At 45.8% G+C, this 19,069-nt stretch carries 17 protein-coding genes; 4 read left to right on the plus strand and 13 right to left on the minus strand.

Annotated elements, in window-relative coordinates; genetic code table 11:
• Nucleotides 1-29: 29 nt before the first annotated feature.
• From yhaM to H9630_RS16515, 5 genes are all read right to left on the minus strand, one after another.
• Nucleotides 30-968 (minus strand): 3'-5' exoribonuclease YhaM, encoded by a 939-nt coding sequence (yhaM, locus tag H9630_RS16495; RefSeq protein ID WP_191716606.1) that lies wholly within the window; start codon nt 966-968, stop codon nt 30-32.
• The gene (locus tag H9630_RS16500) at nt 965-3,805 is read right to left on the minus strand and encodes an ATP-binding protein (RefSeq protein ID WP_191716607.1); all 2,841 of its coding nucleotides are present in this window, start codon (nt 3,803-3,805) and stop codon (nt 965-967) included. The genes yhaM and H9630_RS16500 overlap by 4 nt, the downstream gene beginning before the upstream one ends.
• 4 nt (nt 3,806-3,809) lie before the next feature.
• Nucleotides 3,810-5,027, minus strand: coding sequence for a metallophosphoesterase family protein (locus H9630_RS16505; RefSeq protein ID WP_191716608.1), 1,218 nt, complete (start codon nt 5,025-5,027; stop codon nt 3,810-3,812).
• Between the two features lie 155 nt (nt 5,028-5,182).
• The gene (locus tag H9630_RS16510) at nt 5,183-6,433 is read right to left on the minus strand and encodes an ABC transporter permease (protein ID WP_191716609.1); all 1,251 of its coding nucleotides are present in this window, start codon (nt 6,431-6,433) and stop codon (nt 5,183-5,185) included.
• Complete coding sequence (locus H9630_RS16515) at nt 6,426-7,325, minus strand: ABC transporter ATP-binding protein (protein WP_191716610.1); 900 nt, start codon at nt 7,323-7,325, stop codon at nt 6,426-6,428. The genes H9630_RS16510 and H9630_RS16515 overlap by 8 nt, the downstream gene beginning before the upstream one ends.
• A 127-nt stretch (nt 7,326-7,452) precedes the next feature.
• Here H9630_RS16515 and H9630_RS16520 point away from each other — a divergent pair, with 127 nt between their 5' ends.
• Nucleotides 7,453-7,638, plus strand: a complete 186-nt coding sequence (locus H9630_RS16520) for a YhzD family protein (protein WP_191716611.1) — start codon at nt 7,453-7,455, stop codon at nt 7,636-7,638.
• Nucleotides 7,639-7,735: 97 nt separating this feature from the next.
• Here H9630_RS16520 and H9630_RS16525 read toward each other — a convergent pair whose 3' ends face one another.
• The 3 genes from H9630_RS16525 to H9630_RS16535 form a co-directional block, all read right to left on the minus strand.
• Nucleotides 7,736-8,515, minus strand: a complete 780-nt coding sequence (locus H9630_RS16525) for an enoyl-CoA hydratase (RefSeq protein WP_191716612.1) — start codon at nt 8,513-8,515, stop codon at nt 7,736-7,738.
• An 88-nt stretch (nt 8,516-8,603) separates the two neighbouring features.
• Nucleotides 8,604-8,951: a YlbF family regulator gene (locus H9630_RS16530; protein WP_191716613.1), complete on the minus strand. Its 348-nt coding sequence runs from the start codon at nt 8,949-8,951 to the stop codon at nt 8,604-8,606.
• A 21-nt stretch (nt 8,952-8,972) separates the two neighbouring features.
• Entirely contained in the window at nt 8,973-10,088 is a 1,116-nt protein-coding gene (locus H9630_RS16535; protein WP_191716614.1) for a DUF445 domain-containing protein, read from the minus strand.
• Between the two features lie 109 nt (nt 10,089-10,197).
• On the opposite strand from H9630_RS16535, the gene H9630_RS16540 reads away from it, so the two are divergent.
• A complete protein-coding gene (locus H9630_RS16540; RefSeq protein ID WP_146559143.1) occupies nt 10,198-10,401 on the plus strand; it encodes a YheE family protein in 204 nt (67 codons plus the stop codon).
• A gap of 109 nt (nt 10,402-10,510) precedes the next feature.
• Here the strand turns inward: H9630_RS16540 and H9630_RS16545 are convergent, their stop codons facing one another.
• Both H9630_RS16545 and H9630_RS16550 read right to left on the minus strand, forming a co-directional pair.
• Nucleotides 10,511-12,265 (minus strand): ABC transporter ATP-binding protein, encoded by a 1,755-nt coding sequence (locus tag H9630_RS16545; RefSeq protein ID WP_191716615.1) that lies wholly within the window; start codon nt 12,263-12,265, stop codon nt 10,511-10,513.
• Between the two features lie 2 nt (nt 12,266-12,267).
• On the minus strand, nt 12,268-14,004 hold the full coding sequence (locus tag H9630_RS16550) for an ABC transporter ATP-binding protein (RefSeq protein WP_191716616.1): 1,737 nt from the start codon (nt 14,002-14,004) through the stop codon (nt 12,268-12,270).
• Nucleotides 14,005-14,672: 668 nt separating this feature from the next.
• On the opposite strand from H9630_RS16550, the gene H9630_RS16555 reads away from it, so the two are divergent.
• A complete protein-coding gene (locus tag H9630_RS16555; RefSeq protein ID WP_191716617.1) occupies nt 14,673-15,191 on the plus strand; it encodes a universal stress protein in 519 nt (172 codons plus the stop codon).
• A gap of 172 nt (nt 15,192-15,363) precedes the next feature.
• Entirely contained in the window at nt 15,364-15,807 is a 444-nt protein-coding gene (locus tag H9630_RS16560) for an arsenate-mycothiol transferase ArsC (RefSeq protein ID WP_191716618.1), read from the plus strand.
• Nucleotides 15,808-15,963: 156 nt separating this feature from the next.
• Here H9630_RS16560 and H9630_RS16565 read toward each other — a convergent pair whose 3' ends face one another.
• Genes H9630_RS16565 through chrA form a run of 3 tightly spaced genes read right to left on the minus strand, consistent with a single transcriptional unit; the run spans nt 15,964 to nt 19,033 of the window.
• The gene (locus tag H9630_RS16565) at nt 15,964-16,587 is read right to left on the minus strand and encodes a cyclase family protein (protein WP_191716619.1); all 624 of its coding nucleotides are present in this window, start codon (nt 16,585-16,587) and stop codon (nt 15,964-15,966) included.
• Entirely contained in the window at nt 16,588-17,841 is a 1,254-nt protein-coding gene (kynU, locus tag H9630_RS16570; protein WP_191716620.1) for a kynureninase, read from the minus strand.
• A gap of 19 nt (nt 17,842-17,860) precedes the next feature.
• Nucleotides 17,861-19,033 (minus strand): chromate efflux transporter, encoded by a 1,173-nt coding sequence (gene chrA, locus H9630_RS16575; RefSeq protein WP_191716621.1) that lies wholly within the window; start codon nt 19,031-19,033, stop codon nt 17,861-17,863.
• Between the last annotated feature and the right edge of the window lie 36 nt (nt 19,034-19,069).

Raw genomic sequence — 19,069 nt, forward strand, 5'->3', positions numbered from 1 at the left:
GGTTCAAACTCGGGCAGCATTTCTTCTGACTAAATTTTCGGTTTGTAGAAGGAACGGTTGTCCAAAGCGAAGACGCGTTCAGAAAACTCGCCTTCCTTGGTTTTTCCAAGAACGCGATCGAGCATCATCATCTTGGCATCAATATTATCGATATAATGCAGAATTTCCGCTTCTTTGATCATCGGTTTTTTCGGGCTGCCCCACTCTTCTTTGCCGTGGTGGGAAAGGATGATGTGTTGCAGCAGCATCACTTCTTCGCCTTCTATTTCCAGCTCTTCAGCCGCTTTTGCCACTTCCGTCACCATGATGGAAATATGGCCGATTAAATTGCCTTCAACGGTATACGTCGTTGCAATCGGTCCGGAAAGTTCGATGACTTTGCCGATGTCATGAAGAATGATTCCCGCATACAGTAAATCTTTGTTCAACCCCGGATAAATTTCAATCAAGGCTTTTCCTAATTTCAGCATCGACACTACATGATCTGCTAAACCGGATACGTAATCATGATGATTGCGCGTCGCCGCAGGATATGTCAAAAATTGCTGCTGGTATTTTTTCAGCATAAAACGGGTAATGCGTTGAATCTGCGGGTTCTCCATTTCAAACAGATATTTCATCACTTCTTCTAGTAATTCATCCGTCGATTTTTCCGAAGACGGCATCAGATCTGAAATCGACTGGTTTTCCTCGGGCTTTGCCGGTCGGATGCTTTTGATCCGCAATTGGTTTTTCCCTCGGTAGTTATGGATTTCCCCTCCGACACGGACAATGGTTTCCGCTGCAAAGATTTTTTCCTGTTCATCTTTCGTATCCCATAACTTTGCTTCGATATCTCCGCTCTTATCCTGCAAAACCAATGAAATAAATGGATTGCCAGTAGTAGTGACTCCTTTGACTGATTGCTTAATCAGCAGGAATTCATCAACCGTTTCTCCAACTGCACGCTGTGTAATTCCTTTAGTCATGAATGAACGCTCCTTTCGGTGTTGGCCACCTTGATGATCTGCGCATTAGGCCAAGCCTCCTGCATACCCTCGTGGCAAGTAAAATAAATGAACTGGTGATCCTTTTGCAGCTCTGTCACTAAGTTTATCATTTGCTGCAGCCGACTGCGATCAAAATGGACAAAAGCATCATCCATTATGAGAGGAAACGGATGGCTTTCCTTCATTGATACGGCCAAAGACAGCCTCAAGGCCAGATAAGCCTGTTCTTTAGTTGCCTGGCTGAGTTCAGCAATCCGAAAATAAGTGCCGTCTTTCCGTTCCGCCTCAAAATACCCATCCATGTTCATGGTTAATCCGTGATAAGCGCCAGCAGTCAATTTGTTGAAGTAATGTTGGGCCTGAGCCAATACTGCAGGCAGCTTCTTTTCTTTCAACTCATTCATCGTTCGGTTAACTGCTTCTATAATCGCTTTATTGATGGACCACTGTTTGGCTAGATCAGCGAATTCCGCTTTTTTCTCTTCAAAAAGCTGAAGCTTTTCTTCATAGGAGCTATCAGACAACAGATTACGGGTCACTTGCTGTTTATCGGCCTGTTCAGCCAACAACCCGTTGCGCTCTGTCTTCAGCGCTGCCAGGTGTTCTTCAAGCCGGCTAACAGCAAGCGGTGCATCATCCGGTTGCCATTCTTTTGGCAAGTCAATTTCATCCATTGTTTTTAATTGCCCTGAAACGAGATTCATTTCTTTTTCCAGCTGTTGTTTGCGCTCCCAGGCATCCGCTGCCCCGTAAAAATCAAATGCATCTTTTGCTTGGGCATAATCCAGCAATACCTGCTGCTCGTTTTCAAGTTGTTGCTGAAAAGCAGCCAAACGACTGCTCTCCTGCTGCAATGTGGATTGTTGTTCTTTTATTTTAGCGTATTTCTCCTGCTGCTGTCTTCTCAATGACAGTTCGGAGCGCAGTGAGGGCATCAATTCACTGATTGCTAATTCTTTGCCGCATGCAACTTCCGCTTTCTTGAGCCATCCCTGTTGCTGGTCCTCCAATAAACCGATTTCATGTTTTAGCCGCTGCAAACGCGCATGGCCGGCATGCACGTTACGGAGTTTTTCGAATAGCTCCAGCACCATTGTCCGGCTGGTATCAGGCTGTAAACCGATATTCTGCAGCATTTTCTGATAAGCGGCTTTGGCCGGACGCTGAAAATCCCCTATTGAATAAGTTGCAATTTCGTTTTTAATGGCATCCCGCTTTGCCATCAATCCGTCAAGCTGATGATCAAACTCCGCCACTTTTTTCGTGATTGTCTGGTATTCACTTTCTTTGCCTGCATAGTTCTTCAAGACTGTCTTGTATTTGCCTGACAACTCACCAGGCTTTGCTGTGTTAAAGAAAAGCCATGCCGCGGCTCCAACAGCCGCCAAACCCACAACAATCAGCAAAACCATGGATTGGGACATTCCATAACCTGCGATAATCAGGCCTAACGCAATCAGCGCATAATTGACCATCCGGCTGTTCCCACCACTGCTTGTTTGAAATTTTTCCGCTGCCTTGGCTTCTGCCAATTCAGCTGAAATGGCTGGCCATTCTTCAGCAGCCAGCCGTTCTTTCCCAGTAGGTTCTCCTGCCAGGAAAACAGTCAGCTCTTTTTCTGTTTGGGACAATCGGTCTTTTGCATCCTGCTGATTGCGCAGCCGGAAACGTTCATCTTCTTCTTCGACGTCCAGTTCCTGAAGGTGCTTAAGCAATTGTTCTTCATTGCTTAAAGACACATCCACCGCCATTGCCTGTTGTTCCGACAGTCCGAGCAGGGCTAATGTGGCCTCCCGGTCTTCGGACAGCCTTAATTGTTCTTCACCCTTTTCTTTTAGTTGAAGGGACAGCTGATGCCAATCCGACTCCCGGTTCAATAGATTTTCCAAATCCAAGAACTGATCAGGTTCTTCAGCCGGCGGCAAGCTGTCTAGCTGCTGCGTTAAATGTTCCACTCCTGCTTTCGCCTCTGACAGCTTGTCTATCAAGCGGTCCATCTGCCTTTTGCCATCCAGAGGAAACTGCACCCGCCCTATTGCGCTGAGCTGTTCGGTCAAAGCATGTTGATCGGCGATTAAGGGAGCTGCCTGCTGCCATTTGCTGATTTTTTTCAATTCCTTCTCTGCTTCCGTTTCCTCTGCTTCAATAGCCGTCAAGCGCCCGCCAATTTCCTGCAGCCGCTCCAGATAAGGACTGTATAATTCGGTCCGCTGTCTGTATTCCTTCAGCTGTCCTTCAATATCCCGAAGCTCTTCAGCCCGCATATTCATTTCCGGATTGCGCCCTCCTTTTTTGAACAGCAAGGACATTTCCTTTTCAAGTTGGTTTTCCAGGCGTGTCACTGCATCAATGCCTGTAGTTCCAGAAGCCAGCAGCGTGCGGCTCAGTTCATTTTCACTGAGTACATCAAGCCCCTGCAATTCATGAATAGAAAATGAAAAAATCGCCTCAAAAGAGGAGCGATCGTAATTGCGCAATAGCTGCTTTAACTCGGCTTCCGCTCCCCGCCGGCCATCCGCAAACCAAACCGTAACATCCCCCGCTGATTTGCCTTTGATCCGCTCAATCACCACTTCCCCATAGTCGGGGTCCGTTACGTGGAGTTTGCCTCCATATTTTCCGCCATTTTTCGGTTCATAGCGCAATTGTGCACCTTTGCGTGAAGGGAATCCGAACAGAATCTGGACAATGAATTGCTGCATGGTTGTCTTTCCGGCTTCATTGGGACCATAAAACAAGGCCATTTGGTCCTGCAGGTCGATGGTGCGGTTTTCATGTTTGCCAAAACCATATATGATCATTTTATCAATTCTCATGATGTCACTCTCCTGCCTGCATGCTGCGCCGGATTTTTTGTTCAGCTGCCAGCTGAAGATCTTCGACGGCTTCATTTTCCAGCGGTTCCAAAAAACGGCTGATCTTCGGATGCCTGTATAAATCCTTCAGTACCGTCTTCCATTCTTCGATATTCCATTCTTCCACCGTCTGAATAAGCAGGGCTCCAAGCGGCGAAAGTTCGCTTTCACTTTCTATCTGCTCAAACCCAACCCCTTGAATCCATACAAGGTGATCGAGTGCCTCCATCGATTCACGGAGCATTTCAAGTAATTCATTTTCCGGAATCTCTGCAATCAGTCCAAAACTCTCGGTATCCAGTTCAGTAAACATCACTTCCACAATTCCTGTCCCAATGGTTGCCCCATAAGCGCTGAGCTCTTTATGGCAGACATCAATCAATTCATTCATATGAAGAAGCCCTTTTGCTGAAATGGCCAACCGATCGAATTGGACGACGGATGTCGGGATGAAATCCAAAGAGGTGTCCGTTTTAGTCAAGGTAACATCATAAAAGCCTTTTGGTCCGGACTCCTTGAGATGGCGCCCTTGAATGTTTCCGGGATAAATGATTGACGGATCCTGATGAAGCTCCTGGCGTTTATGGATATGGCCAAGTGCCCAATAATCATAATGCCTGCTGAGCAACTGCTCTTTCCTGAATGGCGCATACACGGCATGTGACGCATCGCCGTCAAGGCTGCCATGCAGCATACCGATATGAAAACCGGCTGTCCCTCGCGCTTCCGGGTACTGCTCAATCATTGCTTCACTGATATGCCGTTTGCCGTAACTGAAACCGGTAAACACCACCTGCCCTCCTGCAGTTTCCAAAGTATATTGGGAGACTGCATCATCGAAAGCATGGACATTCTCCGGGAGTTCAAAACGTGTCCAATTGCCGCTCAAGTGATCGTGGTTGCCGTAGCTGATAATCACTGGAATCCGCTGTTCCTCCAGCCTTTTCATCCCCTGCTGAAAGCGGGCTTGTGCACGGAGGCTGCGGTCTTCACCGTCGTAAATGTCTCCGACAATCAGCACAAAATCCGGCTGCTGTTCAAGGGCATACTGAATCAGCCGATCGAAAGCATCCATCGTGCTGTCTTTCAGCTTGTTCCACTGTTCTTTCTGTAAACCTTTCATGCCGACAAACGGGCTTCCCAAGTGTAAATCTGCCGTGTGGATAAATCGAATGGATTCCATAATTAACCCCTTTTAAAAGACCGAATATTTGTTCCTATTTTACCATGGAATTTCCATAAAAAAAACTGTTTGCAGAAAGTTTCCTGCAAACAGCCCATTTGGTTCGAATTTAAAGTAACGTCTCGTGATTCTTCAGCTGCGTTGAAGGCATATCCTTACTTGCTATTGCCCAAACGGATCGCTTTGCGGATGTCCTTCAGCGATTGCGACGAACCGTACATCAGCACTCCTCCTCGGTAAACACGGGCTCCGAACCAACCCAGAATTCCGATGGTCACCAGCATGATTGCAATCGACAACAGCGGCTCCCATAGCGGCAAGTCCAACATGCCGACACGCAGAAACATCACTAATGGCGCAAAGAATGGAATAAAAGAAGAAATGGTCACATAGCGGGCTTCCGGAATGGAAATCCCTGAAAATGCAATGAGCGATGCGATGATGATCAAAACCATCATCGGCAACATCAACTGCTGCACATCTTCAGTCCGGCTGACCAATGAACCGAGCAAGGCCGCCAGTACAGCATAGAGGAAATAACCCAGCAGGAAAAACAGAATGGCAAACAGGAACGTGCTGATCTTCACTTCCGAAAAGCCCATGACGCTGAAGAAACCTTCTGTCAGGTCCGTACCGGCCGTTTTTATGGCAAAATAACCGGCCAGTCCGAAAATCATCATTTGCAGAATACCCAAGCTGCCGATGCCTGCAATTTTCGCAAACATATGCTTAACTGGCGACACACTGGAAATGAGGATCTCCATAACACGGGATGATTTCTCTGTTGCCACTTCCATGGCAATCATGTTCGGGTAATAAATAACTGCTACATAAATGAGCATAATCAGGACATAAACCAGTCCTCTTGCCTGGCTTAATTCTTCCTGTGATTTGGATGATTCTGAAATGGCTTGCCGTTCAAATTCGACCGGCATAAACAATTGGCCTACCTGATTGTCATCCAATCCGAGTGATTCTGCCGTCAATGCTGTATGTATGGCTTGAACTGCAATTTCAATTTCACTGCCGCTCCCCATTTCGTTGGCAGATTCGGATACATAGCGGGCACTCAATTGCTCATTTTGCGTTAAAACCAAGTAATCATCGATTGTGCCTTCCGCAATGCTTTCCTGTAACTCCTCTTCAGTCAGATAAGTCGGAACAACTTGGATGCCACTGTCCAGTGCTTCCAGCTGAGCCTGCAGGTCCGGCACAAGGCCCGGAGCCTCTTCCAAAACATGCAGAACGTTTTCCTCTGTTTCATCACCATCAAAGACGGCGATAATATTCGATATATTCGCTAAGAGAAAAAAAGCCGCAACGACAACCAGTGTTGTAATGATAAAAGATTTTGTTCTTGCTTTAGTCATGAATGCCTGCTTGAAGATAATCCAGAAACTATGCATGGTGTTTCCCCACCTTTGCAATGAAAATTTCTTCCAAAGAAGGTTCTTCCAACGCAAAATGACGAAGTGTCCCCAACTCCATCGCTTTGGCCAACAAGACCTGTGCCACCTCTTCATCCGTTACTTGAAACAATGCGCCCTCTTTTGTTTTGGTAAAATTTTCGACACCCGGAAGAGCACTCAAGTGGCTGAGGTCGGCATCTACGTTCAAACGGACTTTTTGTTTGCCGAAGGAACGTTTCACTTCTTTAATCGATCCGCCAACCACGACTTTTCCACGATCCAAAATGCTCATGTCGTCGCATAATTCCTCTACGTGATCCATCCTATGGCTGGAAAAGACAATCGTTGCTCCTTGTTTCTGAAAGTCCAGAATGGCTTTTTTCAACATTTCCACATTGACGGGATCGAGTCCTGAAAAAGGTTCATCCAATATCAACAGTGAAGGTTTGTGCAATAGTGATGCAATCAGCTGGATTTTTTGCTGGTTGCCTTTTGATAATTCCTCCACTTTTTTCTGGCCATAATGAGGCACTTCAAAACGTTCCAGCCAGCCAGCTGTTTCGCGCTTGGCATCTGTTTTTGACATCTTTCGCAGCTGCGCCAGATACACCAATTGATCTTCCACTTTCATTTTTGGATACAGACCGCGTTCTTCAGGCAAATAGCCGATATCTGGACTGCTGGCATATGTAATGGGTTTGCCTTTCCAACGGACTGTCCCTTGCGTGGGGTCCAATAAACCTAGAATCATCCGGAACGTCGTCGTCTTGCCGGCTCCGTTGGCACCGAGGAATCCGTGCATGCCTCCTTCTTCAATGGACAGCGAAAGATTGTCCACTGCGGTGAAATCACCGAACTTCTTTGTTACTTGTTCTACATATAAAGCCATTTCCGTTCGCCCCTTCCTTTATACATACTACGAAGCATATGACGAAATGTTTCAAAAATTGCAGGACATTTTCACAGAAACCCTATATACTTAAAATGAATATCCATTCAGAAAGGATTGATTCTTCTTGAGGACCTACAAATTGACTGCATTCGAACAAACAGGCAAGCAGATAATGGACGAAACCTTCACTGCTGAAACTGATGAAGAAGCACGCGATAAAGGAAAAGCCATTTTGGAAGAAAAGGGATTGACCAAGCAAACGCATCGTTTGGCATCACCTGCCGGAAAACTTCTTCTTTTCCATTCATAGGAACCTAAAAAGCATGGCGGAGAACATTTCCGCCATGCTTTTATATTTCACTTCAACTCCAACAGACAACAAAAAGATCTGTGGGTTTTTCTATATTTTATACACCTTTAAATTCGGGTTTGCGCTTTTCCACGAACGCCTGGATGCCTTCTAGATGATCGGCTGATTTCCGCATAGCTGACTGGGCTTTTGCCTCCATCTCCAGTACCTGTTCCAATTCTTTGACTTTCAATTGATGCAGGATATGCTTGGACGCCAATTTGGCGCTTAGCGGCGACGCAATCGCTTCAGCTGCGTAGCTTTCAGCTTGTTCAAGCCCGCGTCCTTCAGCTGTCACTTCCTCAATCAACCCTTTTGCCAATGCATCATGCGCTTTTAAAGTTTGTCCTGCCCATATAATCTGCTTGGCTTTCGGTACGCCGACACGTTCTTTCATAAAGAAATGGCCGCCGCCATCCGGCACCAGTCCAATGCCGATAAAGTTCATCGCCAATTTACTGTTTTCTTCCGCGATGACATGGTCGCATGCCAAGGACATGCTGAAACCGAGTCCTGCTGAGGCTCCGTGAATTGCCGCAATTGTAATTTGCGGAAGCGTATAAAGTGCTTTCGCCAATCGGCTGACATCTTTCATGACCAATTCGATATCCATCGGATTTTCCGGATCCATCATTTCTTTGATGTCTCCACCCGCTGAAAACGCTCTGCCTTCGCCCCGGATGATCAGCACTTGCAGTGTGCTGTCCTGCAGCAGCGATTCAAAGCAATCAGCCAGCTCTTTCATCATGGTTCCGTTCATTGCGTTCATGGATTTGGGACGATTCAAAACCAAATGGCCAATCCGTCCCTGCTTTGTCAATTCAATCGTTTCATACATAAAAAAAGACACCCCTTCGTAAAAATGAATTGTCATTCACGTTTACGTATTCGGTGTCTCCCTTAAAAAATCCTCTATTTATTTAAAATTACATGCTTTCGTATAACGCCTGTACCGGTTTGATCAAGACACGGTTCACTTCTTCGATCATTTGGCTCAATCCCATTTCCGCTTCAAGCATAGCCAGGATTTTTTCGTTTTGCTGAGCAGCTTGTGCAGTGCTCTGCGCGTCCATCATTTCTTCTTCTGTGATTTCTTCGCCTTGAGTCTGTTTTTGCTGAAGAGAAATCTGCAAATCACGGAAGCTTTTGAACAATTCGTTCGCTTCGTTGTCTGAAGTCACTTGTGCTACGGCTTCTTCTAATTTTTTGAACTCATCTGTAGAACGGAACGTGCTTTCCAATTTGTTGATGTCGTCGTAAATGTTTACTGCCATTTTCATCAATCTCCTCTGTAATTAGTTTAGTACCATGACGAAAATCCCTTGGAAGATTCCGATGAATCCTCCCAGAAATGCGCCCAATACGGTAATCATCTTAAATTCTCTCCGTGATATCCCAAGCACCAATTCTTCCAGGCGGCTGAGCGGCAGAGAATCGACTTGCTCTTTCACCATACCTTCCATATCAATCTTCAATATGGTTTCTTCCAATTTATGCTCTGCTTGCTCGAAGACAAAGTCTGTCACAAGTGGAGTAATATTGACACTTGTCCATTCTAACCCTCCTGGCCAAGTCTCTGCAAGTGTTGCGTTTAAACGGCGGGATACCGCCGCTTTTTCACGGACATATTGTTTGACTGCTGCCAATGCCGTATCAAAGTCGAATTCTTTCAGCAGTTCATCGGCTCTCCGGTCCTGGACTTTTTCCCATTCACTGAATGCTAATGTTCCGACCAATTCAAACGTACGCGGCGAGTTAAGGAATTTGATGATCTCCGGTTGGATGCGGTCAACTAATGGCCTTGACTCGCCAAGAAGCGAATGCAGCATATGCCCGAAGCGCCCGCGCGACTCCAGGAATTCATCCAGCAATGACTTGATGGTCTGTCTGCCATGCGGCGATTCAAAGTAAACCGTCCCTTGATCGATTGCGTACTGTACTCCTTCAAATAACTTTGTTTCCGCTTCCGCTTTCCAATTGTCCGGCATCAATTCACGAATGGTTTTCCCTTCAATGTATGCTTGCAGCGAATCTTTCTGAATCTCGACCAATTCATCCAATTTGCCTTCAATTTTAACATCCACACCGGTTTGTCCTGCTGCCAACAGCCAATCGTTAAACGATTTTGGCGAATCGAATACGTGTTTATTCAGCTGCCGATTGATCCAGTTTTCTACTTTCACACGCATTTCATCATTGAAAAAACGTTTTTTGAAAGTTTCTGGAGTCAACAGATGTTCAACCACGGTACGGCCCAATTGACGGGATAATTCATCTCTTCGTTTCGGAATCAACCCAGGCGTAAAGGGCATGCGCCATTTTCCAATGTATTTTGCTTCGTAAGGCCAGAATAGCATCTTGATCGCCAAGTGATTTGTCAGGCCACCGATCAGCGCGCCTACAATTGCCATAAAAACTAAAGTCCCTATAATATTCACTTTTGTCACTCATTTCTTTTTCTGCTTTGTGTATTTCCTGGAATCCCCTATAATAGAAAGAGTATAGCAAAGGGGGATCTGCATGCTTCAACATTTTAAATTTAAGCCGATGTTCGAAAATCGTCAACTGCCGGGGTGGGACATTTCCTTTTTCTATAAAAACGAACGGATCACTGGAGAATACCATCCGGATGGCAGCATCGTTTGGCGCTCTAAACCGCCTCAAGACGAAGAAACCATCAAAACAATGATTCACGAGCTGATGCTCTATCATGTATACGATTAAAGCGCTGGAAAGTTCCAGCGCTTTTTTTCGTCCGCTCTTTCAATTATAGGGAACACCGGAAGAATTGAACAGCGAGAGCTTCTCGACAAATAAAAAAGGGAATGCCCCTTTACCCAACTGATTGGGTTTGGGACATTCCTGATTGGATTTTGTACATTTGGAAATAGGTGCCGCCAAGCTTCATCAATTCTTCATGAGAACCCGCTTCGGCAATTTCTCCTTTTTCCAGGACCAATATACGGTCAGCATTTTTAATCGTCGACAAGCGATGCGCAATGATGAATGTCGTTCTCCCTTTTTTAAGGACATCCATGGCATGCTGGATGATTTCTTCCGTTTCTGTATCGATATTGGAAGTTGCTTCATCCAGGATTAAAATCGCGGGATCAAATGCCAAAGCTCTGGCAAAAGAGACCAATTGCCGTTGACCGGAAGAAAGGGTACTGCCTTTTTCCACTACCGGCTCATCGATGCCTTTCGGCAAATGATTCAATACTCGATCGCCTCCGACTGCCGCCAGCGCATCGACCACCATTTCCCTGGTAATCCGTTCATCACCCAGCGTGACATTCGATTCGATTGTTCCACTGAACAGGTACGGATCCTGCAGCACAATCCCCATATGCTCCCTGACTGCTTGTCTCGGCATATCGTTGACATTGGTGCCGTCAATCGTGATGGCACCATCCGATACATCATAGAAACGGAACAGCAGGTTCATAATCGAACTTTTTCCGGAACCGGTATGGCCAACTAAAGCCACTGTTTCTCCTTGCTTCGCTTCAAATGAAATATCTTTCAGAACATATTCCTGCTCCTTATAAGCAAACCAAACATTTTCAAAACGGACATTGCCTTGATAGCGAGCTACCTTTTTGTCCACTACAGGCTCCCCTTTTTGATCCAGCAGACGGAATACCCGTTCAGCCGCCACCAAAGCCTGCTCTAAGCGGCCGAACTGATTGACGATGCCGTTGATTGGATTGAAGAGACGGATAATGTAATCGATAAACGCATACAGGACACCGACCGTCACAACTGTGCTGCCGGACATGGACGCTCCCCCGAAATACCAGACAAACAAAATGAACGTCATGGAGCGGAGCACGCCCACTAAGTTATAGGAAGCCGCTCCTTCAAGCACCAATAATTTCTTCTGGTATTTATAATGTTCATCGTTCAGTTCAGCAAACTCATCCTTCATCTGGCGCTCACGGCGGAACGCCTGAATAATCGTCATGCCTTGAATCGATTCATTGATCATGGCATTCATTTCACTGACTTTTTCCCGTACCACATGATTGTAGCGGGCCGCATATTTTCGGTAGACCAACATCCAGACATAAAGCAGCGGAATCAAAACCAGGGTCATCGCAGCCATTTTCCAGTCAAGGTAAAACAAGGCGATGTAAATACCGCCCATATACATGAAACTGGTGGCAAATTCAGACAAGACAGTCACAAACAAGTCACGGATGGCTTCTGTGTCATTGGTGATGCGCGATACCACCTTACCCGCCGGCAAATTATCAAAATAGCGGATCGGCAAGGTTTGTGTATGCTCGTAGACATCATTGCGCATCTTGCGAATAATCCGGTTAGCTCCCTTCTGCAAAAGAATGGATTGCCAATACCGGAAAATCGCCGTAACAATCGCCAATGCGAAAAACAAAGCCAGCAGATAAGCAATCGGTTCAAAGTCCAACGCATCTCCTGAAACGGCTATGTGGTTATCGATAATTTCCTTGGCAATCAGCGGCGCTGCCAAATCGGCAGCTACTGCAATCGCCAGCATCACCAATCCCAAAATCAGCACAGATTTAAAATTTAAAGCATATTGTACTAAACGTCTTCCTGTTCCCATGACTACACCTCCTCGATTTGCTGTCGGAGGTATTGTTCGTTATACCAGCCATTCGTTTCCAGCAAATCACCATGAGTTCCTTCTTCAAGTATCTTGCCATCTTCCAGCACCACAATCCAATCGGCGTGCTGTACTGTAGACAGCCTGTGCGTAGTGATGATCGTAGTTTTACCGGAACGTTCTGCCTGGATATTTTCAATGATGCGTGCTTCCGTTTTCGCATCGACGGCTGACAGCGAATCATCAAGAATCAGGATTTCCGGATTCTTGATCAAAGCACGCGCAATAGAAATCCGTTGTTTCTGTCCTCCGGATAAAGCTACGCCTTTTTCACCGACCAGCGTATCCAGTCCATTCGGCAACAAGGCCAAATCTTTTTCGAAATAGGACAAGCGCAGCGCTTCAATCAATTCTTCTTCACTGGCATCCGATTTTCCGAACAGGATATTTTCCCGGATTGTCCGTGAAAACAAGACATGGTCTTGAGGCACATAACCAATCCAACTGCGCAATTGGTCTTTCGTCAATTTCTTTAATTCAATGCCATTCATCAAAATAGATCCTTGTCCCGTCGGATACTCTCTCATCAATTGTTTGACGAAAGTCGTTTTTCCGCTGCCCGTCTTGCCGACAATGCCGAGTGTTTGGCCACTGTTCATGGACAAATTGATGCCTTGTAGATTGATGGCATTAGACTGTGGATAAGTGAAACTGAAGTCCTTGAAGCCGATTCGTTCCGGCAGCCCTGTTATTGCGGGTTCTTTTGGATCCGTTACGTCTTCCGGATAATCCAATGTCTCATTGACACGGTCAAGGGAAGCATTGCCCCGCTGAAGAATATTGATCAGTTCGCCGATTGCAAACATCGGCCAGACAATCATGCCCAAATAGACATTGAAAGCGACCAGATCTCCAAGCGACATGGTTCCTTCCGCCACCAGAAACGCTCCATAACCGAGCCCGATCATATAACTGATAGCAGTCAGCACCTTGGTCACTGGAGCAAACAGCGCATCGATCCGCTCAACAGCCATGTTTTTCTCATAGACATCATCGGTCATCTCAGCAAATTGCTGCTCTGACGCACGTTCTTGGACATATGCCCGAATCACCCGAACGCCTCCGACTGATTCCAAAACATTGTCATTCATATCTCCAAACGCTTCCTGTGCTTCCATATAGCGCACGTGGATCTTTTTGCCCAGCATCTGAACGATAATTGCCAGTATCGGCAAAGGAATCATCGCCAGGAACGTCAATTCCCAAGACACCAGCATCCCCATAGCCACAATGATGGTCGCCATGTATAAAGTCGAGTCCACCAATGTCAAAATACCAAATCCGGCTGTTTCGGAAATCGCCTTCAAGTCATTTGTTGAACGGGCCATTAGATCACCTGTCCGATTTTTCTCGTAAAAAGTCGGTGTCATCTTCAGGAAATGCCCCATTAAACTTGACCGCAATTGGCGTTCAATGACATAGGCTCCGCCAAACAATTGATACTGCCAGACAAAGTTGATGAAGTAAGCCAACACCATCGCCACGGCGAGAACAGCAATATACTGCCACATCAATTCTGCCGTCAGTTGTTCCTGTGCGATCGAATCGATGGCGACCCCAATCAGCCAGGGCGGAATAATTTCTATAATATTTGCAATGAAAAGCAGGCCGATAGCTGTGGTGTATCGCACCCAATTTTCTTTAAAAAACCATCTTAATTTCCATAACACATCAAACATTACTTACGCCTTCTTTCTTTTTCCCGTTGGCTAATCGCCTTCTAACGATTCCTTAATCATGATTTTCCCTTTTTGAATTTGTTTCATCTCCAACATCTCCTCGTATTTTTTTATCCCGCTTTAACGTTCAGTACGACTCCTTCTTCTCCGAGTGGGAGTCTACTGTCCGTAAAAGTCCGATTGGATCAACTAACACTCAGTGGGGAAAAACTTCCACTGAGTGAAGTTTCTCTTTATTTAAACAGTTAAAAAACTGAATAAAACACAAAAAAGCGCACGCCTGGTTTATGGGCGCACGCTCATATAAACAAGACAAGGTAGCAGACCCGTCCTGTTTACTTCTAATTCCGAAATAAATTTAAAGAATAATAACAGAAGGGTCTGGCGATGATATTAAATTGATTGAAGTTGTATTTTTAAACTTTTCCATCGTCATTACCTCCTTTTCTCTTATCCCACGTTAACGGTCAGTCCGATTTGATCAACTAACACTCAGCAAAAATTCGACACTGACTGAAGTTTCACTTTATTTGTTAAATCAAGAGTACCAAAGTCTTTTTTGAATTGTCAACATTTTTCGAAAATAAATTTTCCAAAAAATAGCGGATGTTTCATTCTGAGGTCTGAGGGTAATTTAGAACTAAGAGAATAAGGCGAGGTGAAAGGAAATGTATAAAAACATTGCAGTGGCTTATGATGGATCTGACGGAAGCCGGATTGCATTCGATAAAGCTGTTGAATTTGTTAAAGCGTTGCCCGATACCAAACTTTCAGTGATTTATGTCAATGAAGATTATCGTGAGAGTGTCGGTTACATGAGTACAGGCACTGCTTCAGCTCCCGTAATCTCAGCAAATGTCGACAGTAATTATGCTCAGTTCATGCCACCTGAAATTGGCGATGAAGGTTACCGGCCACCAAACGACTACGATAACTCAACAGTGGAATATTCAAAGCACATGCATAACTCTATCCAGCAGCAATTGGATATACACCAAATTAAAGCTTCCGTACTGGCTCTGGAAGGAAATGCAGCTAAAACGATTGCCGCTTTTATCGAAGAGCAGAAGATTGACTTACTGGTCATCGGCAACAGCGGAAAATCGGGATTGCAGAAATTCTTTGTGGGTTCAGTCAGCAAAAAGCTGATCAAAGATTCAGCCAGCTCCATTTTAGTCGTCAAATAAGAAACCCGGTCTGCTGGACTTATATAACCATCAGCAGTACCGGGTCTTTTTAGCATAAAAGTGAAAAACGATCACATTTTCATCACAAATTGAGCAGTTTAACTTTACGATAGATGGGTAAAGATTACTAGTAGCAAAATTCAGTTCGACCAATAGGAAGAAGGGATCACCCATGCCAAGACATACTGTTTATTTTCTATCTTCTCACCAGGACCGTGGATTGATGGCTGAAATCTGGGCTAATCGATTAATGCTTCCTGACTGGGAAATTCGCAGCGCTGCATGGACGCAAAGCCCTCAATCTTCTTTCAATGAAATTCCTCTAGAAGTAATGAAAGAAGTGATATTGGATTTGCCGCCAGTTGAACCACGCAAATATAATTCTGAAGAAGTGAGTGAAGCCGATCTGATCATCGCTTTACATGATGGAGAGCTGGAGCATGGAGATATCCCAACGGATCTACCGAGCCAAAAATTACTGCGATGGGACATTCGCAACCCCGAGCTGCGCAGTAGCGACAGCATTGAACAATGGGCACTTTATCAGGAAATTTGCGACGAAATCGCTGTGAATATAAAAAACATGGAACCTTATTTCCGTGCAGATTACGTATAAAACCTTCACCGGTATATTGGTGAAGGTTTTGTGCGTCTTATAGATATTTTTCGCTAAATGTTATTCCAGAGTTCCGAAGGCGCCGGATCAGCTGAACGTTGCAACAGGAAATCTCACTTTTAGTTCATGGTCCACTAAACGGGCGCTTGTGCTTTTCTAACTATACAAAACCGCTCGGACCGGACTCCCGTCCCCGCCTTTAATCTTCAGGGGCAATGCCGCTAATCGGAATATCCCTTCTGCTACATCATCGAGTACGATTCCTTCCAAGATAAAACGCTGATGACGGTTCATTGCCTGATGCATCGGCAATTCCTTGCTGGTTTCGGGATCGACCGATGGCACATCGACTCCTAAAAGATTGACTCCATTGTCTGTCAACCATTGGGCAATCGATACATCGAACACTGGCCAGGTTTCCGGAAATGCAGTTCTGTTTTTCCAGGAAGCCGTTTTCAACAAGACAGCTGTAACGCCTTCTTCAAGTGGTTTCAAATCAGATAAATTGATTTTGTTAAGTCCACTGACGTCCATGACCTGCGCTTTGCATAAATAGATGTCCAATGGCAGCTCATGCGTTTGCAACCCTTGGTCATCGTAATGAAAAGGTGCATCGATATGAGTGCCGATATGGGTACTGCTCTGCAGTTTCCCGACATTGACTGATCCGCTTTCTTGTTTAGTTACAGAAAGTTCATAGCTAAACGGCACATCTCCCGGCCATTCCGGCGTTGTGCCACTCAATTCCATCGAAATATCAATAATTTTTTCAGGTTTCATTCAAGCCACCACATTTCGTTCGTTGCTGAAATTTTTATAAGTTTCATTTTCCATAATGTTCTTCAGCTTTTCTGCCACTTGTTCGACATCGCTGAACGATGTATAGAAAGAGATTGGCGCCAACCGGATAATGTTCGGTGCGCGGAAATCCGGAATGATTTTTGCTTCTTTCAAAGCTTTGCAGATTCTTGCCGCTTCCGGATGGGCAAAAGCGATATGCCCGCCTCTGGCATCGTCCTCTATCGGTGTCACATCGACCAGTTCAGGAACCTGTTGGCCAATAAGCTGTCTTAGAAGTGTTGTCAGCTGCAGCGATTTTTGGCGGATTGCTTCAATGCCTGCTTCTTCGAACAGTTCCAGGCTGCCCAGAAGAGGAGCCATGCTGAAAATATGCGGTGTCCCGATCTGATAGGCACCTGCTCCTTCAGCTTTGGAAAATTCATGATCCATATCGAACTGGCGCGTCTTATCAGAACCGAACCAGCCAGCATTTCCTGGCAATAGGTGATGATGCCGTTCATGCAAATAAAGGCCGCCAGTTCCACCCGGTCCGGAGTTCATGTATTTATAATGGCACCAAACAGCAAAATCCACACCAGCGTCATGAAGTTCGTGTGGCATAGCGCCAATTGAGTGCGCTAAATCAAAGCCGACAAGAATGCCTTTTTGATGGGCAGCTTCTGCAATTTCCCGTATCGGCAACAACTGGCCACTCCGGTACAACACAGACGGCAACAGCAATACAGCCACGTCGTCTGTCAGCTGTTCGATAATATCATTCAGATCTAATGTATACCCATCTCGGCTCCCCACTTTGCGCATCGCTTCAGCCGGATCCAATCCACGCAGACGAAGGTGGCTTTCCACCGCGTAAATATCCGATGGGAAATTCAAATCGTCCACGACGATTGCAAACCGCTCAGGCCTCGGCTGGAACACTGTCGACAGCATTTGATGGATGTTTGAGGTGATCGATCCCGTCACCATCACTTCATGCGGCTGTGCACCTACTAAAGGCGCAACACGCGCACTCAACGATTCCGCTAACGTAAACCACGGATGCTCCCCTTCGGTCCATCCATCGATACCGAATGTCTTCCAGCTTTCCATCAAGTTCTGCAATGCTGTTTCTGCTCGCTTAGACATCAATCCAAGGGAATTGCCGTCCATGTACACCATTTCTTTCTCCACAAAAAACTCCTGTTTAAAATTCGCCAACGGATCCTGTTGATCCAATCTTTTGCCTGAATTCATTTCCATCCCCCTCTAGCCATTAAATCGCATAAGCGACTGCGCCTAGAACTGCCGTCACCAGTACGACAATCCAAGGAGCCAGTTTAAAATAGACTAACATTGTAAAGGCGGTTATCGCAATTGCAAAGTCGACAGGGCCACGGATTCCTGATGTGAAGACAGGATCGTACAAAGCAGCCAGCAAAATTCCGACCACACTTGCATTAACCCCTTTCAATGCAGCTTGCACACCGGATTTTGTCCGGATAATACTCCAAAACGGCAAAGTTCCCACGATCAGCAAGAATGATGGCAAAAACATGGCAATTACAGCAATGACCACTCCCCATCCCCCATTCATCAATTGCCCCAAGTAACCAGCCAGGGTAAAGAGTGGTCCTGGAACAGCCTGTGCCGCACCATAACCGGCAATAAACGAATCCGGTGTCATCCAATCCGACACTACTTCACGCTCCAGCATCGGCAGTACAACATGTCCGCCGCCGAAAACAATCGAACCGACACGATAGAAGATATCAAAAATTGCAAAGGAAGCAGACTCGATAAACGGGCGGATCAGCGGCAAACCGATCAACAAAGCCGCAAAAATCGACCAAGCCGCAATGCCGGTTTTTTTGCCGAAACTTAATGCCAGCTTCACAGGTTCCGGTGCATCTTCCTTACGGTAAATGGCATATCCCAGGACGCCTGCTAGAACAATCACTCCAATTTGAGCCCAAGTGGTCGGTATTAATAAAATCACAATAGCTGCTCCTACGGCGATTGCAATCCGTTGCCTATCAGGTGCCAGATTTTTGCCCATACCTAAGAGAGCGTGCGCCACTACAGCCACCGCTACAATTTTTAACCCCTGTATCCATCCGCTGTCGAATGAACCATTGGTGACAAGCAGTGCAAACAATACCAATAAAATGACCGAAGGCATTGTAAATCCGAACCACGATAAAAACCCACCGAACATTCCGCCTCGCAGCATTCCGATGGAAATCCCCACCTGAGAACTTGCCGGTCCCGGAAGGAATTGGCAAAGAGCCACTAAGTCTGCGTAAGCCTTGTCATCCAACCACTTTCTTTTCGTGACATACTCATCTCTGAAATAACCAATATGCGCTGCCGGTCCTCCAAAGGACGTCAGCCCCAATTTCGTAGATGCCTTTAAAATTTCTGCATAGTTGTTTTTTTTCTTAGCCATAGCCCTCTCCTTTAAAAAAATTATTCTCACTTCAAG

The sequence above is a fragment of the Planococcus wigleyi genome, assembly GCF_014836985.1.
Lineage (GTDB): Bacteria > Bacillota > Bacilli > Bacillales_A > Planococcaceae > Planococcus > Planococcus notacanthi.

Coding starts and splice junctions, on each gene's coding strand:
- yhaM (WP_191716606.1), bottom strand. CDS start 968: ATGACTAAAGGAATTACACAGCGTGCAGTTGGAGAAACGGTTGATGAA.
- H9630_RS16500 (WP_191716607.1), bottom strand. CDS start 3,805: ATGAGAATTGATAAAATGATCATATATGGTTTTGGCAAACATGAAAAC.
- H9630_RS16515 (WP_191716610.1), bottom strand. CDS start 7,325: ATGGCTTTATATGTAGAACAAGTAACAAAGAAGTTCGGTGATTTCACC.
- H9630_RS16505 (WP_191716608.1), bottom strand. CDS start 5,027: ATGGAATCCATTCGATTTATCCACACGGCAGATTTACACTTGGGAAGC.
- chrA (WP_191716621.1), bottom strand. CDS start 19,033: ATGGCTAAGAAAAAAAACAACTATGCAGAAATTTTAAAGGCATCTACG.
- kynU (WP_191716620.1), bottom strand. CDS start 17,841: ATGAATTCAGGCAAAAGATTGGATCAACAGGATCCGTTGGCGAATTTT.
- H9630_RS16550 (WP_191716616.1), bottom strand. CDS start 14,004: ATGTTTGATGTGTTATGGAAATTAAGATGGTTTTTTAAAGAAAATTGG.
- H9630_RS16510 (WP_191716609.1), bottom strand. CDS start 6,433: ATGCATAGTTTCTGGATTATCTTCAAGCAGGCATTCATGACTAAAGCA.
- H9630_RS16540 (WP_146559143.1), top strand. CDS start 10,198: ATGCTTCAACATTTTAAATTTAAGCCGATGTTCGAAAATCGTCAACTG.
- H9630_RS16535 (WP_191716614.1), bottom strand. CDS start 10,088: ATGGCAATTGTAGGCGCGCTGATCGGTGGCCTGACAAATCACTTGGCG.
- H9630_RS16565 (WP_191716619.1), bottom strand. CDS start 16,587: ATGAAACCTGAAAAAATTATTGATATTTCGATGGAATTGAGTGGCACA.
- H9630_RS16560 (WP_191716618.1), top strand. CDS start 15,364: ATGCCAAGACATACTGTTTATTTTCTATCTTCTCACCAGGACCGTGGA.
- H9630_RS16545 (WP_191716615.1), bottom strand. CDS start 12,265: ATGGGAACAGGAAGACGTTTAGTACAATATGCTTTAAATTTTAAATCT.
- H9630_RS16525 (WP_191716612.1), bottom strand. CDS start 8,515: ATGTATGAAACGATTGAATTGACAAAGCAGGGACGGATTGGCCATTTG.
- H9630_RS16530 (WP_191716613.1), bottom strand. CDS start 8,951: ATGGCAGTAAACATTTACGACGACATCAACAAATTGGAAAGCACGTTC.
- H9630_RS16555 (WP_191716617.1), top strand. CDS start 14,673: ATGTATAAAAACATTGCAGTGGCTTATGATGGATCTGACGGAAGCCGG.